Consider the following 13948-nt stretch of genomic DNA (forward strand, 5'->3'; position numbering starts at 1 on the left):
ATAGATATGAGATCGAGAGCTCTGATATTTTGTTTATGTATAAAGACAATTTTACGGGTAGGCTCATTGCCGGAAGGCCAACACTACTTTTTTATCAAGAGATGAGAGATACACTCTTATTCACAGAATTTTATGAAAACGAACTATCAAAACTTAATTTGAGAGAGCTAATTTTTGTGGATTCTGAAGGATTGGTAAACGTTAAAATACCAGAGGGGTACTACTTTTTCATGGGTGACAACACGCTCGAAAGTCAAGATAGCAGATTTTTCGGTTTCGTTCCAACTAAAAATATCATAGGAACTACTTTTTTGCGTATCTATCCATTTAATAGGTTTGGAAAAATCTTTTAAAAATGCTATCTTCAAATAAAAATACCGCCAAAAAGGCGGTTTTTTAAATTTTAAATGTGTGGCGGAGACGGTGGGACTCGAACCCACACGGGGTGTAACCCCATCGGTTTTCAAGACCGACGCCTTAGCCAATTAGGCTACGTCTCCAAATATAATACAATTTTATCGTCTGAACCTCTACTATAACCAATTTTACCATAAAAGGAGTATATTGTCAATGGAACTTTCCAAGGAAATTCAGAAAAAGCTTGAAAAATACGTTAATTTACTGGTAAATTATCCTGTAAATTTGACATCATATAAGGATGAAAATGATGCCTATGAAAATCTTATACTTGACTCTTTAATACCGATATTTAATGATGAAGGTTTTTTATCTTCAAAAATTATTCTTGACATAGGAACTGGTGGAGGAATACCAGGATTGGTTTGGGCAATATGTTTTCCTGAAAAACGCTTTTATCTTGTAGAAAGTGTTAAAAAAAAGGTTGTGGCCATAGAGGCTTTTATAGAAGATTTAAATTTAAAAAACGTTAAAGTTTTTAATGAAAGAGCAGAAGATTTTGCCAGAAGTTACAGAGAATGTTTTGATTATGCAACTTGCAAAGCTTTAGCGCGTGGTGATATTGCTTTGGAGTATTTAACTTCTCCTGTAAAAGTTCAAGGTTTAATATCACTATTTAAAGGACCCAATTTTTTTCGTGATGAATGGAAGTATGTAGAAAAAGCTCAGGAATTACTCAAAGTTCAAAAAGATTACACCATAGAGTATGAAATAGAAAAAGGACAAAAGAAACGCTACTTAGTGGTTTTTAGAAAGCTTGAAAAGACATCCAAAAAGTATCCAAGAGAGAAAGGAATCCCTGCCAAGTATCCAATAGGTGAAGAAGTATGATCAGATTGATAGTTGATGGGAAACGCGAAGGTACAATGAATATGGCATTGGATTTATCTTTAGCTGAGAGTGCAGCTTTAGAAAAAGTAACAACAATAAGAATATATGAATGGTTAAGGCCTACTCTCTCCCTTGGTAAACATCAAAAAACTCATAATTTAGACTTAAATTATATAAACAAGGAAGGTATCTCAATTGTTAAAAGACCTACTGGAGGAAGGGGGGTTTTACACAAAAGTGAGTTTACTTATTCATTTTCAACTTATCTAAACTATGATAAATTACCTATCAATCTTTTAGACAGCTATTTAAAAATATCTAAAGCTCTAGTAGAGTCTTTTAAATTATTAGGAATGAATGCGGAGTTAGAAAGTTCGAAAAAAAGCGGAGTAACAAAAGATATATGTTATGATGCACCCTCTATTTATGAAATTAAAATAGATGGTAAAAAATTTGTTGGTAGTGCTCAATATAGAACAAATTCATTTATTTTACAACATGGTTCAATTCCTATTGAAATCGATTATGACGCTTACGTCAGTTGTTTTAAATATTCAAATAAGCAGGAAATAAAACGTTATTTACAAGGACATACAATTGATATTAAATCACTTAACAATAAAAACTTTAGCAAGAAAGATCTCACGAATGCTTTTAAAAAAGGATTCGGATCGATCTTTGAAGAAGAAGTTATCGAGGGGAATTTAATACAAAAAGAAATACAAAGAGCTGAAAATATAAAAAATGAATTTATTGTTTATCTTTGAGGAGGGAAAGATTTTATTATTTCTTGGACTAAAGGTTGCATAGATTGTTTGACTATTAAATTTGCGTATTCCATATTTATTAATTCCTTAAGCCATTTTTCAGCATTGGATTCCGGAATTAATTTATTATCCTCAAATAGTTTATTGTTTTGAGCATCATTTAAAATTTTTGAAAAGATATTAGCTACAAAGATTTCTGTGACTTCTTTGACATCAGAATTTTCATAGTTTGATCTTGATAATGTTAATGCTGAGGTTATAATCTCTGTATTCATATCTACATCACCACTAGTTCCGCATAAATGTAAGAACTTGCATTTTGTATGATTGCTATTATATCTTGAGGTGTAGCGCCTGCAGATTTCAAGGCTGTTATAAGTGTAGAAACAGTCGCAGGTTTTCCATTAATTTTTTGGTTTTCTATACTGATATTAAAATTACCATAACTTACTGTAAAATCATCCATTTCAACATTTCCACCTAAAACTATTGTACCAGTTTTTTCATTAATTACTATTTTTGCTTTTGCATCAGGAACAACTTCAATTTCTTCTATTAAAGCTAGAAACGATATAATGTCATCTTCAAAGAATTCTGGAACTTCTATTCTAATAGAAGAAGGATCGGTTGCTTGGGCAATTTTAAAAGAAAAAGTTGAGTTAATTGCGCTAGATACCCTTGAAGCAGTTGTGACATCTGGTTGTTTTAAGTGGATTGTCACAGTATTATCTTTAACGATACTTGCGGGTATTTCTCTTTCAATAATGGCTCCTTCAGATATATATCCTACGACCTTATATCTATTCTGTAAATTAGAAGTAGTTCTAACGTTAGCTCCTCCTGTCAAAACATTTCCTTGAGCAACAGCATAAACTCTATTGTCCGCTCCATATAGTGGAGTTTGAACTAAATACCCATTCTCAAGTGATTGTGAGTCTCCAATAGCTGCCACTGTAACGTCTAGCCGCATTCCTTCTTTGTAAAATGGAGGAATATCTGCGAATATCATAACAATGGCACTGTTTTTGGTCTTTACCTGAGAATCAAGATATATATTAAAATTTACTAACATATTACTAATCATTTCCGAAGTTACACTTCCAGAATCTCCTGTTCCACTCAGACCGGTTACTAATCCAATACCAAACAATTGGTTGTCTCTTGCTCCTCTAAAATTTGAAATGTCTTTTATTCTAACGGCTGAAAAAGATAAAGCAGGAATAATGATTAATAAAATAAAAAAATAAGAAAATTTTGTTTTCATTACACCCCACCTCTAAAAGAATATATTTGCTATTCCTGAAAGAATTGAAGATAACCAAGATGGCTCGTTTGGATCTTGTTGAAAAACAATATCGCCATCGTACCATATTTTAGCATCAGCAATACTTTCAGAAAATACAGTTCCATCTTTTGCTATATTTTTAGGAGAAATTAGACCTTCGACTATAATTGTATTTCTATTTTTGCCAATTTTAATTTCTTTTTCCCCTCTTATTTTAAATAATCCATTTTCATTTTTATCAACAATTATTGAAGAAATAAATAACTGTACTTTGGCACTTGAAGAAGAAGTAACTTGATTGTTTTGAACTGATATCTGTGAAGGATCAGAAGAACCGATCGGTAAAAATTTACTCAAGTCCATACCAGCTATGCTGCTTACAAAAGAGTTGATAGTTTGGGTTGATGAGCCTTTGTAATTTGGCATACTTTCAGATAAGGATAAAGAAGGATTTTCTGAAACAACTATGATAACAATGTCACCTATATTAAAATTATTGTTATACGTAAATAAAGAATTTGCTTCCTCATCTTTTTTATTCCAAAGTGAATCTCCAAACACGGTAGTTATTAAAAATAAAGAAATTATTACAAAAACAATATAGTATCTACCTTTTATATTTTTCATTTCGATCACCCTCCGATTTTAACCAAAACTGCAGGTCCTTCTATTAGCCTACCTGAAATTATTTGTCCTGTCTCAGTATTTCTAGCGTTGATAATTTCACCGTAATTCGCATTTGTCATAGCTCTTGCAATGCTTGTAATTCTTATGCCTTCACATTCCACTATAACAATAAGAACATCTCCAGCTTTAATGTCAGGGATTTTTTTTAAATAAGTAAGATTAACGATTTCTCCTTTTTTTACGTCTTTAGTTAATTCATATTTTCCTTCTTTTAGTAACTGTATATCAACGGGTATGTACCTTATTGCCAAAGAATTTACAGTAGCTTCTTCCGTAAAAGTTTCATTTAAAACAGTGCCTCGTTTAGCATCTCTTGAGTAAATTAAGGCTTTTTCATATTTAGCAACTTCTGCTGTGATAGAAATATACTTTTTTTTATAGTTTTCATCTGTTACATAAACACTGATAAATAGTTTATCGCCAGATTGAGAGATTCTTGATATTTCAGCTTCAATAACAGTTTTAGGGACATTTTTTAGGTCTATGCTTTTAATTATTAATTCCGAGTCATATTCCTTGATCGCTTCTTCTAGGAAAGAAAATAAATCAATATTATTTTGGGTTGAATTTTTTTTGTCATCATAGATTATAGTTATTTGATCTGACTCAAATACTATTTCAAAATCATTATAATAACTGTTTAATAAACCATTCAGAATTTTAGCTAAATTCTCTTTTGTGTAGATAATAGAATCTCCGGTGATATACGAAATAGTTCTATCATAATTGATGTCTTGAAATAGATCTTTCAAAGAAAAAGTTCTATCTTCTGAAATTACTTCTTTAGGTACATGGAAAATCATTTTTGAAAATAAAAAGGAAGATACCAAAAAAAACATTACTAAAATAAGAATTACGAAAAATCGATTTAACATGACTATTCCGCCTTCCATTATGAAACAGGCCCACTCTGTGGAAAAATTTGGTTTATGTTTATCGTTTAATGTTAGAAACGGTTCTTAGCATTTCATCTGCAGTTGTGATCGTTTTTGAATTTATATCGTAGGCTCTTTGAGCGATAATCATATCTACCATTTCTTTAACCACATCGACATTGGATTTTTCTAAATAACCTTGTTGTAAGGAGCCAAAACCATCTTGTCCAGGAATACCTTCTACAGCATTACCAGAAGCTGGAGTTTCTATGTATAAATTATTACCTACTGGCTTTAAACCTGAAGGATTTAAAAATCTTATTATGGTTATGTTTCCCACGTTTTGTATGCTTCCATCTCCAAGAACAACACTTACAATGCCATCAGGTGAAATATTGATCCCTACGGAATTTTCGGGAATTACTATGTTTGGAATTATCATAAGACCGTCACTAGTTGTAAGTCTTCCATTTGCATCGATCTTAAAAGAACCATCTCTTGTGTAAGCGATTCTTCCATCCTGCATTTGAACTTGGAAAAAACCGTCTCCCATAATAGCTAAATCAGTTGAATTATCCGTTGGTTCGATATTTCCTAAAGTAAAAATTCTTGTTGTTGAAGATAATCTGGTACCATGACCTACATATAATCCTGTAGGCAAAATAGATCCTTGTGCAGTGGGTGTACCTGATTCCTTAACAGATGAATAAAGAAGGTCCTGAAATTCTGCCCTTTGTTTTTTGTAACCTGTAGTATCAACATTTGCTAAGTTATTAGAGATGATGTCTAATTTCCGCTGTTCTGCGTTCATTCCTGTTGCGGCACTATATAAGGATACCAACATGTTCTTCCCTCCAGACTGTTTTGTGGAAGATAAATAATCTTATGTCTTAAAGAATATTTAAATTGAAGTAATTTCAACGAGTTTAGCGTTCAATGAATCTGTGGCACTTATTGCATGTTGAAGAATATCAAATTTCCGATTTGCCTCGATCATTTTTATCATTTCATTTAGAGCATTTACATTAGAACCTTCTAAATATCCCTGTTTTATTTTATATTCTTGTGGAGTGAGAGCTAACTCGAGACCGATAAAATAATTGTCACCATATTTTGTTATATTTTCTAAATTCACAATATTTAATCTTGCATCGGTTCCAGCAATACTCCCATCACTAAACACAAAAAAATCATCTATATCTACCACTATAGGATTGTTTTGATCATCTAACACAAGATCACCATTTTTCGTCACAAGAAACCCTTGATTATCAATTGTAAATTCACCATTTCTGGTATAAAGAAAATTATCGTTTCTTTGAACTTTGAAAAAACCTTGTCCATGAATGGCAAAATCAAAGTTATTCTCAGTTTCATTCAATGGACCTTGTTCTCTACTTAGAATAACGTCATCTAAAACAACAGAGCTAAAAATGTTTCCTATTGTCCTTCCACGAGCATCTTCATTTTGGTAAGCCCTTATTTCTTTTTCATAGTAACTTTTAAAGACGTTATAATCTTTTTTGTAGCCAACTGTATCTACGTTAGCCAAATTATTTGCTATTGAATCAAGTTCAGCAAGGGAATTTAACATTCCAGCTGTGGCGGCATAAATACCTCTCATATCTTTTCTTCCTCCATTTTTAGAAACTAACTTGTACCCTGTTTAATAATTCTATGTTCTCTAGCAAAATTCCTGTCCCTTTAGCACAAGTTAGATGAGGATCTTCTGGAATGTGTGTTATTATGCCAGTTTGCTCACTTATTAATTTGTCTAAACCTCTTAACTTTGCAGTTCCTCCTACTACGATTAGACCGTTTCTCATTATATCTGCTGATAGTTCCGGAGGGGTTTTTTCTAAAATGCTTTTGATTTTATTAACAATTTCATTCAACACAGGCCTTATTGCATTCAAGATATCATCAGAATTGATAATTATGGAAGCAGGTAAACCTGTTTTTAGGTTTTGCCCTTTAACTTCTGTTTCAAAAGTTTCTTCACTCGGATGTGCCTTGCCAATTTCTATTTTTAAACGTTCGGCTGTAGCTTCACCAATAAAAAATTTATATCGTCTTTTAATATATTTTACTATCTCTTGATCCATAGCTTCTCCAGCCACTTTTATTGTTTGACTTAGTACACAACCTCCGAGGCTTAAAACCGCGATATCTGTAGTACCTCCTCCAATATCAATAACCATGTGTCCATTGGGTTCGGCAATGTCAATTTCGCTTCCAATCGCTGCTGCTAACGGCTCACTGATTAGAAAAACTTTTGCTGCTCCAATTCTCGAAGCAGCTTCTTTAACTGCTCTCCTTTCAACATCTGTGGTTAAAGCAGGAATACCTATTATTAAATTTGGTTTGTAGAAACTGAAGCTACGGGAGTTAGCTTTTTTTATAAAATACCTTAAAACTTCTTCTATTATGTTTGGATCGGCAATCACTCCGTCTTGTACAGGCCTTATTATTTGTATTTGATCGGGTGTTTTTCCGAGCATTTCTTTTGCTTCTTTTCCTATAGCTATCATATTTTTTTTGTTTTTGTCTATCGCAACTACTGATGGTTCTTCAATAATAATTCCTTTGCCTCTTTGGTAAACAACAAAAGTAGCGGTTCCTAAATCTATACCCAAATCAGACTTTGCCATAATTTACCTCCTGTCTTTTATTACTAATAAAATCTGATAAATAAAAATAAATAATTTTGTGCCTGGCGGGAATCGAACCCGCATCTTTGGATCCGGAGTCCAACGCTTTATCCTTTAGGCTACAGGCACATTAATTTGGACAAAGGAAATAACGTCCTAATTTTCTTTTCATTTTCTTTAAGTGAGATTATTAATTCATAATCGTTTTGTAAATCCGAAGTTAGAGAAGTACTTTTAAGCCCTTGCTTGTAGTAAAACCAGAATATCCAAGGGTCTTGTGTAAATAAAGTTAAATTCTCATTTTTGGTTTTTTCTAGGATATTACTTATAGGAACATCAACGATCAAAATATTATTATAAATAGATAAGTCACATTCTATTTTATAAATAGGTTTTTCGCGTAATTCCACAGCTATTTGAGGATTTTCTAGAAAAGTATTAAGAATCAAAACACTGCTGTTTTGATCTTTAACTTTTTTTATTTTTTTAAAAGGTACATTTCCTTTTAATTCATTATACAAAGATGAAGTTGTTAAGCGTTCATCTACTAAAAAAATTTGACATCCTGTTTTATTTTTTATACGCAAAGCTGTTTCAATTGTTAAAAAAGTTTGGTGTGAATATCTTCCAGATAAAGAAATTGGCAACCCAAACACAAGTATACTTCCGTTATTTAAATTTAAAGATTCTAAATATTCAGTTAATTCTTCAGATCTAACAGTATCCTTTGGTAAAGCTATTTTTAGTTTTTCGTCAGTAACTGCTATTCCACAAAAGGTAGTTCCGTAGTCAATACAGTATATTTTCATTTGGCTAAGAGTTCACCTACAATATCTTTTTCTATTTTTATCAATTCATAATTTATGTTATTGGTATCCAATATGTGCTCAACGTCTAATTTATCTTTTGCTGAAACAACTATAATTGGTTCGCAGTTTTCTGAAAACTTTTCAGGGAACGGAAAAATTTTACAAAAAAACCGGTTTCTTATTAATAAATCTTTTACAATAAGTATTTCATAGTTTTGAACTATAACTATCATATTAAGATCAAGAGTTGTTAACAGTTGTTTGTTCAAATTATACACCTCGTGCCCCGATTTTAGTGACATTTCCTTTTAAAAATTCAATAAATTCTCTTGAATCAAAATTTTCATAAAAGTTAATAGAATTTTTTAGTATCCAACTATCTAATATGTTTTCTTTGAAATTTGATGTTTCACGTAGTTTTTTTAAATCAAAGCTACTAGTTATTTCAATATCATCATCATGAATTTTTATCAAATTGGCTTCTTGAAGAACTCCTAAAACAACAAAAGCTAAGTCACTTTCTCCCTTAAATAGAGTGTTAACAACACTATCAATTTCTGAATTGTTCGATTTAATGAAATCATAAGTTTTTTTCAAAATTTTAAAGGACGGATATTTTTTTGCATAATCGTACATCATCCTAACTTTGAATTTTTTGTCATAGCCAAAAATTATCGAGATCTTTTGGTTTTTATTGGACCAACCAGAAACTAAATCTAAAAATTCTAAAGCTGTTTTTGGCACATCCAGAACTATTATGGTAGGAGGGTAACCCTTTGTTTCTAAAGCAAGACCATTATTAGAAAAAGAGGTCAAATAAAAATATGCATATTCTCTTCTAAATTCTTCTCGCGCTAATATTTTTTCCCTATAGCTCATTGAGTGATTAAAAATTTTAATATTACCATCATTTATATTAAATTTTTTGTCCATCAACTTTATTAAAGATTTTTGTCTAGAAGATTCATTAAGAACTACAACACGACTGTTTCGGCTGTCAATATATTCTTTTATAATGTTTACAACATTATTATTTTCTTTTATAACTTCAAAATTATTATTTGCTGATGAAGCTATGAGAATTTTAAAACCATAATTTTTTAAAAGCTCTTTCAGATTTTCATCATATAAGGCACCAAACATGGTCACATTCTGCTTTGTAAGGATATGATTTCTAAATTCAATGAAATCTTTAACTTTTCTTATAACCGGATGAAATAAGGTATAAAAAGGTTCGTCTATTATTATTTGGCAGTCCATAGAATCCAGGACGTGTAAATTCTTTAAGTATTCAGGAACTGTCAAAAAAAATACTTCAAATTTAGGTAGTACATTTGCGTTCATTGAATAATATTTATTCACAAAGAGCATATTTTCTGGTAAATAAGAAGAAACTATTTTATAAGAATGTTCTAATAAACTTTTTGTTCCCGATATTATCATTACTTTTTTATTGTTTTCTATACTTAACAAAATCTTTTTAATCAAAGACACATTTTTAAGTTTACTTGGTAAAAACATAACTACTTTATTATTTAATAGGTTTTCTTTCAATACTTCTATCTGAGAAATTTTATCAAGTTCATCTTTCAAAATGGGGTTTAACAGCTTGTTCTCACTTGATTCTTCAAAGAGGGCATGTTCTTTAATGTTCATATCTTGAAGATAGAATTTTACATAACTGTTTTTAAGGTTATATGAATTTTCTATTCTAAAAGTTCCAACTGCATCAACTAACAAATCTTTTCTTTTGTTCCAATTAAGATTTAACAAATTTATACCTAAATCATAACCTAAAACATCAACAATCAATGAATTATCATTTTTAAGAATACCATAAAAGTTTTGAGAACCATTACTGAAAAACTTTAAGTTTTCAATTTTTGCATTTCTTATTAAAAATAATGGTTCTGGGTTCATATAACCAAAAGGTTCCAACTTTTCTAAGTCCTCAAACATGTTTGGAAATATGCAATCAATTTCCATATCTATTTCTAAATAATATGGGATTTCTTTTTTTCCATAAATTTCTTTGTAAGCAGTATTAACGGTTTTTCTTAGAGCTTCTATGTTTTTAGAATAACAGGAGAATCCCGCTGCTAACTTATGTCCACCGAATTCTTCTAGAAGATTTTCTTCGCTAACTTTGAGTAATAGTTCCATTAAATCAATTCCCTGAGGACTTCTTCCAGAACCTTTGCAGATATCTTTACTTTTAGAAATCATTAATACTGGTTTATTAAATTGACTTGATAATTTAGAAGCAACTATTCCTAGGACTCCTAAATGCCAGTTTTCTCCACTAAGAACTAGTACATCGTCGTCTTTATATTCTGGATGTAAATCAAGTAAACTTAAAGCGTATAAATATATTTCTCTTTCAGTACTTTGCCGTCTTGAATTAAGTTTTAAAAGATCAGAAACTGCCTTATTGATTTTTTCCTCCTCATCTAAAGTTAACAGTTTGAAAGCAGCGTATGCATTAGCCATTCTACCAGCGGCGTTTATTTTTGGAGCTACTTTGTAAGCAATCGTTCTAGAGTTAATTTCTGAGTCGACTATTTTCAACTCGTTTAGTAGATAAGCAAGGCCTTTGGTAGGATTTGTTTTTAACTTTTCTATTCCTCTTTTTACAAAATATCTATTTTCAGATAGGATGGATACTATATCGGCGATAGTACCAACAGCTACGAGGTCAATATATTCAAACGGGTCTAATGATTCGTCAAAAGAACTAAAAAGCGCTTGAAGTAGTTTAAAAGTTACACCTACTCCCGCTAAATCTCTGAAAGGATATTTACAATCATTTCTTTTTGGATTTATGATAGCGTCGGCATTTGGGAGTTCATCCTTAGGAATATGATGATCAGTAACGATTACTCTCATGCCTAAAGATTTAGCATAATCTATTTCCTTTAATGAGGTAGTTCCACAATCAACCGTTACTAGATTATTGTATCCTTTTGATTTTAATTCAAAAATCGCTTTTTCATTTAGACTGTATCCTTCATCTATTCTAGAAGGTATATAAGATGTTACTTCAAAACCTAATTTTTTCATACCAAGATACAAAACCGCACAAGAGGTCACTCCATCAACATCGTAATCACCAAATATTGCTATCTTTTCCTTTTTTTGTTTGATGGTTTTTAATATTTCAACGGCTTTTGACATATCTTTCATTAAGAAAGGATCATAGGTATATTCTTCAGGATGGTTTAAAAATATATCTGCTTCTTCGGGAGTCTCTATATTACGAGAAACCAACAGTTTACTTAAAAAGTCTGAAATTCCCAAAGAAAAAGATAGGTTTTTTGCGATCTTTTCCCTTTCTTTATAAAGAGGATCTTTTTGGTCCCAAAAAACCTTCCATTTTCCCTCCATATTCAATTTCTCCCTTCTCTTTATTTTTTTCTTTATATATATTATACCTTATTAGCTTTCCTAAACCAAAACATGTATATTAGGTTATATGTAAATGTAGTATAATTAACCTAGCTAACAAAGAAAAAGGAGATATTCATAAAGTGAGAAAAAGAATTTTGATAACATTGGTTTTATTTTTATTTGTTTCTCATGTATTAGGAGCAGTTTCAATAGATGATCTAATTAATCTTTCAAAAAATCCTGGCACATTAGAAATATCGTGGGAGTATTTTGTAGAATATATAAAGGACAATCCCACAGACACCAAAATTTCAGAAGTGGGAGAATTGATATCTGCAAAAAGGTATTTGTACAATAAATATAAAGATTTTTACTTTGTAGATGCTGTTCTTTCTGAAGATCTCAAATCTTTTTGTATTAATCTAGGAGTATTAAGCGCGAATTTCCGTTTACCCAAAGAAGATACTGAAATGATTATTTATATTTTTCCTCAAATTCCTACTGTCATTGAAGAAATACTTGAAACAGGTATTTTTTCCGAACCATTTTATAAATATCTATATAAATTAGATGGCTTACGCGAGTTTTTAAGCGTGAATTCATACGAAAAATTCATAGAAAGTATTGTGGAAAATTCTGTTAAATTGCCGATTTTTTTCGACGAAGACATGAAAAATTTTATTTCAACATTTGTCCCCCAAAATAATTTTGCTCTATTTGAAGAAATTATTAATAAGTCAAGATATGTAGTAAATGAGGAAAATTATTTAGGCATATATAATCTTCTTTCCTTTTTAGAAGAAAATAATTTTTTAAAACAATCCTTAGTAGTTTATTCACAACTTGATAAGTATTTTACAATAAAAAAGATGCTTACATCTCTTAACAACAGTGTTTTTTTTATAGAGAAACAAGAATTACCTTCTTTTATTTCACAGGTTTATGATGTTGGTATTGAACTTAAAGATATACAGATTGAGAAGAATCTTTTGTATAATATGTATTATTCATTATTAAGAACTTTGAATTCCAAATTAGATGGTATTCAGGAACTTGTACCCATTGAGAAAAACTTTGAAAATTTGCAATTGGCCTTTAACAACGAGATAAACGGTGAAATATTAAAATTACAAAATAACGTTATTAGAATTCAAAGTTACCCAACCTCTAAGGTAAGTGTAGATTCATCTTTATCTCAGCAGAAAACAAAAGCAGAAAATCAAGTTCGTGAAAATAAGTATGTTGCATTTATATATATTATTATTGGAATTGGAATTGCAACTTTGTTCATTTTTTTATACTTTGAATTATTTCCAACATATAATAAAATAAACTTTTTGTGCAATTTAAAGTTTGGTAAGTATGCGGTGCATTTAGCTGAAAAGTTGGTTATTAAAGATCCAGGAAATTATAAGAATTTTCTTGTACTAGCAAGATCCTATGAAGTATTAGGAGATTATGCAGCTTCCATAAATGCATATAAATCTGCTTTAAATTTAAAAAATAAAAATATATTCGATAAAAAATAACTTTTAAAAAATAGATTTTTGATCTAAAGGAGATATTAAATATGAAAGAAGAAAATTTATTAATTTTATCTACGTCGTTGAGTGAAATGTTTGTCTTATTAAGGACCAAAAATGATGAAATATATAAAAAAATTTTATTGGGTAAAAAATCTGGAAATTATCTTGCAAGCGCAATTCAAGAGATATTGATAGATTCAAGTTTAGAGATAAACGATATAGAAATGTTTGCTGTTGACATTGGACCAGGATCATTTACTGGTATAAGGGTGGCTATATCAACTTTGCAAGGTTTATTAGTAATTAAACCAGAAAAAGAAGTTTATACATTTTATTCCTCAGATTTTTTGTATCTTTCGGCATTGAAGAATTACAAAAATTTAGTTGGGGAAAAATTGGCTGTGTTAAAAAGGGCTAGGGAAAATGCAGCTTATGTGTCTATTTATAAGAATCTCAAGCGAATTTTCGGGCCAGAAATGGTTTTTTATATTCATTTTCATAGAATTCTTAAGGATTGTATTTTAATAAATGAAGAAGCTTCCTACTTCAAAGAAAAATATAAACTAGAAAATCGATTACTAAATGCAGAAATTGACGATGAAAGTATAATTGAAGTTGCCCTAAGAGGAGAAAAAGTGAAAGTAGAAGAAGTGATACCTTTGTATCTTCAAAAACCTATTGCCGTAGAAAACTATGAAAAGAACCATACTTAA

The 13948-nt window shown here is 30.5% G+C and carries 15 protein-coding genes and 2 tRNA genes; 5 read left to right on the forward strand and 12 right to left on the reverse strand.

What is annotated here, in order from left to right; genetic code table 11:
- Positions 1 to 353, forward strand: a 353-nt coding sequence (lepB, locus tag PKN74_RS02735; RefSeq protein WP_472308364.1) for a signal peptidase I, incomplete at its 5' end; no start/stop codon positions are given.
- Between the two features lie 59 nt (positions 354 to 412).
- Here the strand turns inward: lepB and PKN74_RS02740 are convergent.
- A tRNA-Ser gene (locus PKN74_RS02740) sits at positions 413 to 500 on the reverse strand.
- Between the two features lie 70 nt (positions 501 to 570).
- On the opposite strand from PKN74_RS02740, the gene rsmG reads away from it, so the two are divergent.
- Together rsmG and PKN74_RS02750 are read left to right on the forward strand one after the other, a co-directional pair.
- Entirely contained in the window at positions 571 to 1248 is a 678-nt protein-coding gene (gene rsmG, locus PKN74_RS02745; RefSeq protein ID WP_472308366.1) for a 16S rRNA (guanine(527)-N(7))-methyltransferase RsmG, read from the forward strand.
- Positions 1245 to 2015 (forward strand): lipoate--protein ligase family protein, encoded by a 771-nt coding sequence (locus PKN74_RS02750; protein WP_472308368.1) that lies wholly within the window; start codon positions 1245 to 1247, stop codon positions 2013 to 2015. Before rsmG ends, PKN74_RS02750 begins: the two co-directional genes overlap by 4 nt.
- Here the strand turns inward: PKN74_RS02750 and PKN74_RS02755 are convergent.
- The 11 genes from PKN74_RS02755 to recJ form a co-directional block, all read right to left on the reverse strand.
- The gene (locus PKN74_RS02755; protein WP_472308370.1) at positions 2006 to 2290 is read right to left on the reverse strand and encodes a hypothetical protein; all 285 of its coding nucleotides are present in this window, start codon (positions 2288 to 2290) and stop codon (positions 2006 to 2008) included. The two genes, PKN74_RS02750 and PKN74_RS02755, sit on opposite strands and share 10 nt — an antisense overlap.
- Before the next feature lie 2 nt (positions 2291 to 2292).
- Entirely contained in the window at positions 2293 to 3279 is a 987-nt protein-coding gene (flgI, locus tag PKN74_RS02760; RefSeq protein ID WP_464233769.1) for a flagellar basal body P-ring protein FlgI, read from the reverse strand.
- 12 nt (positions 3280 to 3291) lie between these two features.
- Positions 3292 to 3927 (reverse strand): flagellar basal body L-ring protein FlgH, encoded by a 636-nt coding sequence (locus tag PKN74_RS02765; RefSeq protein ID WP_472308372.1) that lies wholly within the window; start codon positions 3925 to 3927, stop codon positions 3292 to 3294.
- 5 nt (positions 3928 to 3932) lie between these two features.
- A complete protein-coding gene (gene flgA, locus PKN74_RS02770; protein ID WP_472308374.1) occupies positions 3933 to 4862 on the reverse strand; it encodes a flagellar basal body P-ring formation chaperone FlgA in 930 nt (309 codons plus the stop codon).
- A gap of 58 nt (positions 4863 to 4920) precedes the next feature.
- Entirely contained in the window at positions 4921 to 5706 is a 786-nt protein-coding gene (flgG, locus tag PKN74_RS02775) for a flagellar basal-body rod protein FlgG (protein ID WP_472308376.1), read from the reverse strand.
- Between the two features lie 57 nt (positions 5707 to 5763).
- Entirely contained in the window at positions 5764 to 6486 is a 723-nt protein-coding gene (locus tag PKN74_RS02780; RefSeq protein WP_472308378.1) for a flagellar hook-basal body protein, read from the reverse strand.
- Between the two features lie 19 nt (positions 6487 to 6505).
- A complete protein-coding gene (gene mreB, locus PKN74_RS02785) occupies positions 6506 to 7513 on the reverse strand; it encodes a rod shape-determining protein MreB (protein ID WP_472308380.1) in 1008 nt (335 codons plus the stop codon).
- Between the two features lie 57 nt (positions 7514 to 7570).
- Positions 7571 to 7642 (reverse strand) — tRNA-Arg (locus PKN74_RS02790).
- Positions 7633 to 8322 (reverse strand): Holliday junction resolvase RuvX, encoded by a 690-nt coding sequence (ruvX, locus tag PKN74_RS02795; protein ID WP_472308382.1) that lies wholly within the window; start codon positions 8320 to 8322, stop codon positions 7633 to 7635. Before ruvX ends, PKN74_RS02790 begins: the two co-directional genes overlap by 10 nt.
- The gene (locus tag PKN74_RS02800) at positions 8319 to 8591 is read right to left on the reverse strand and encodes a hypothetical protein (RefSeq protein WP_472308384.1); all 273 of its coding nucleotides are present in this window, start codon (positions 8589 to 8591) and stop codon (positions 8319 to 8321) included. The genes ruvX and PKN74_RS02800 overlap by 4 nt, the downstream gene beginning before the upstream one ends.
- 1 nt (position 8592) lies before the next feature.
- Positions 8593 to 11706, reverse strand: coding sequence for a single-stranded-DNA-specific exonuclease RecJ (gene recJ, locus PKN74_RS02805; protein WP_472308386.1), 3114 nt, complete (start codon positions 11704 to 11706; stop codon positions 8593 to 8595).
- Between the two features lie 143 nt (positions 11707 to 11849).
- Here recJ and PKN74_RS02810 point away from each other — a divergent pair, with 143 nt between their 5' ends.
- Together PKN74_RS02810 and tsaB are read left to right on the forward strand one after the other, a co-directional pair.
- Complete coding sequence (locus tag PKN74_RS02810) at positions 11850 to 13238, forward strand: tetratricopeptide repeat protein (protein ID WP_472308388.1); 1389 nt, start codon at positions 11850 to 11852, stop codon at positions 13236 to 13238.
- Between the two features lie 41 nt (positions 13239 to 13279).
- A complete protein-coding gene (gene tsaB, locus PKN74_RS02815) occupies positions 13280 to 13948 on the forward strand; it encodes a tRNA (adenosine(37)-N6)-threonylcarbamoyltransferase complex dimerization subunit type 1 TsaB (protein ID WP_472308390.1) in 669 nt (222 codons plus the stop codon).

Origin of the sequence: Defluviitoga sp. (assembly GCF_035349255.1) — a bacterium.
Lineage (GTDB): Bacteria > Thermotogota > Thermotogae > Petrotogales > Petrotogaceae > Defluviitoga.

Coding starts and splice junctions, on each gene's coding strand:
- flgI (WP_464233769.1), bottom strand. CDS start 3,279: ATGAAAACAAAATTTTCTTATTTTTTTATTTTATTAATCATTATTCCT.
- PKN74_RS02755 (WP_472308370.1), bottom strand. CDS start 2,290: ATGAATACAGAGATTATAACCTCAGCATTAACATTATCAAGATCAAAC.
- rsmG (WP_472308366.1), top strand. CDS start 571: ATGGAACTTTCCAAGGAAATTCAGAAAAAGCTTGAAAAATACGTTAAT.
- flgA (WP_472308374.1), bottom strand. CDS start 4,862: ATGTTAAATCGATTTTTCGTAATTCTTATTTTAGTAATGTTTTTTTTG.
- mreB (WP_472308380.1), bottom strand. CDS start 7,513: ATGGCAAAGTCTGATTTGGGTATAGATTTAGGAACCGCTACTTTTGTT.
- tsaB (WP_472308390.1), top strand. CDS start 13,280: ATGAAAGAAGAAAATTTATTAATTTTATCTACGTCGTTGAGTGAAATG.
- PKN74_RS02780 (WP_472308378.1), bottom strand. CDS start 6,486: ATGAGAGGTATTTATGCCGCCACAGCTGGAATGTTAAATTCCCTTGCT.
- ruvX (WP_472308382.1), bottom strand. CDS start 8,322: ATGAAAATATACTGTATTGACTACGGAACTACCTTTTGTGGAATAGCA.
- flgG (WP_472308376.1), bottom strand. CDS start 5,706: ATGTTGGTATCCTTATATAGTGCCGCAACAGGAATGAACGCAGAACAG.
- recJ (WP_472308386.1), bottom strand. CDS start 11,706: ATGGAGGGAAAATGGAAGGTTTTTTGGGACCAAAAAGATCCTCTTTAT.
- PKN74_RS02765 (WP_472308372.1), bottom strand. CDS start 3,927: ATGAAAAATATAAAAGGTAGATACTATATTGTTTTTGTAATAATTTCT.
- PKN74_RS02750 (WP_472308368.1), top strand. CDS start 1,245: ATGATCAGATTGATAGTTGATGGGAAACGCGAAGGTACAATGAATATG.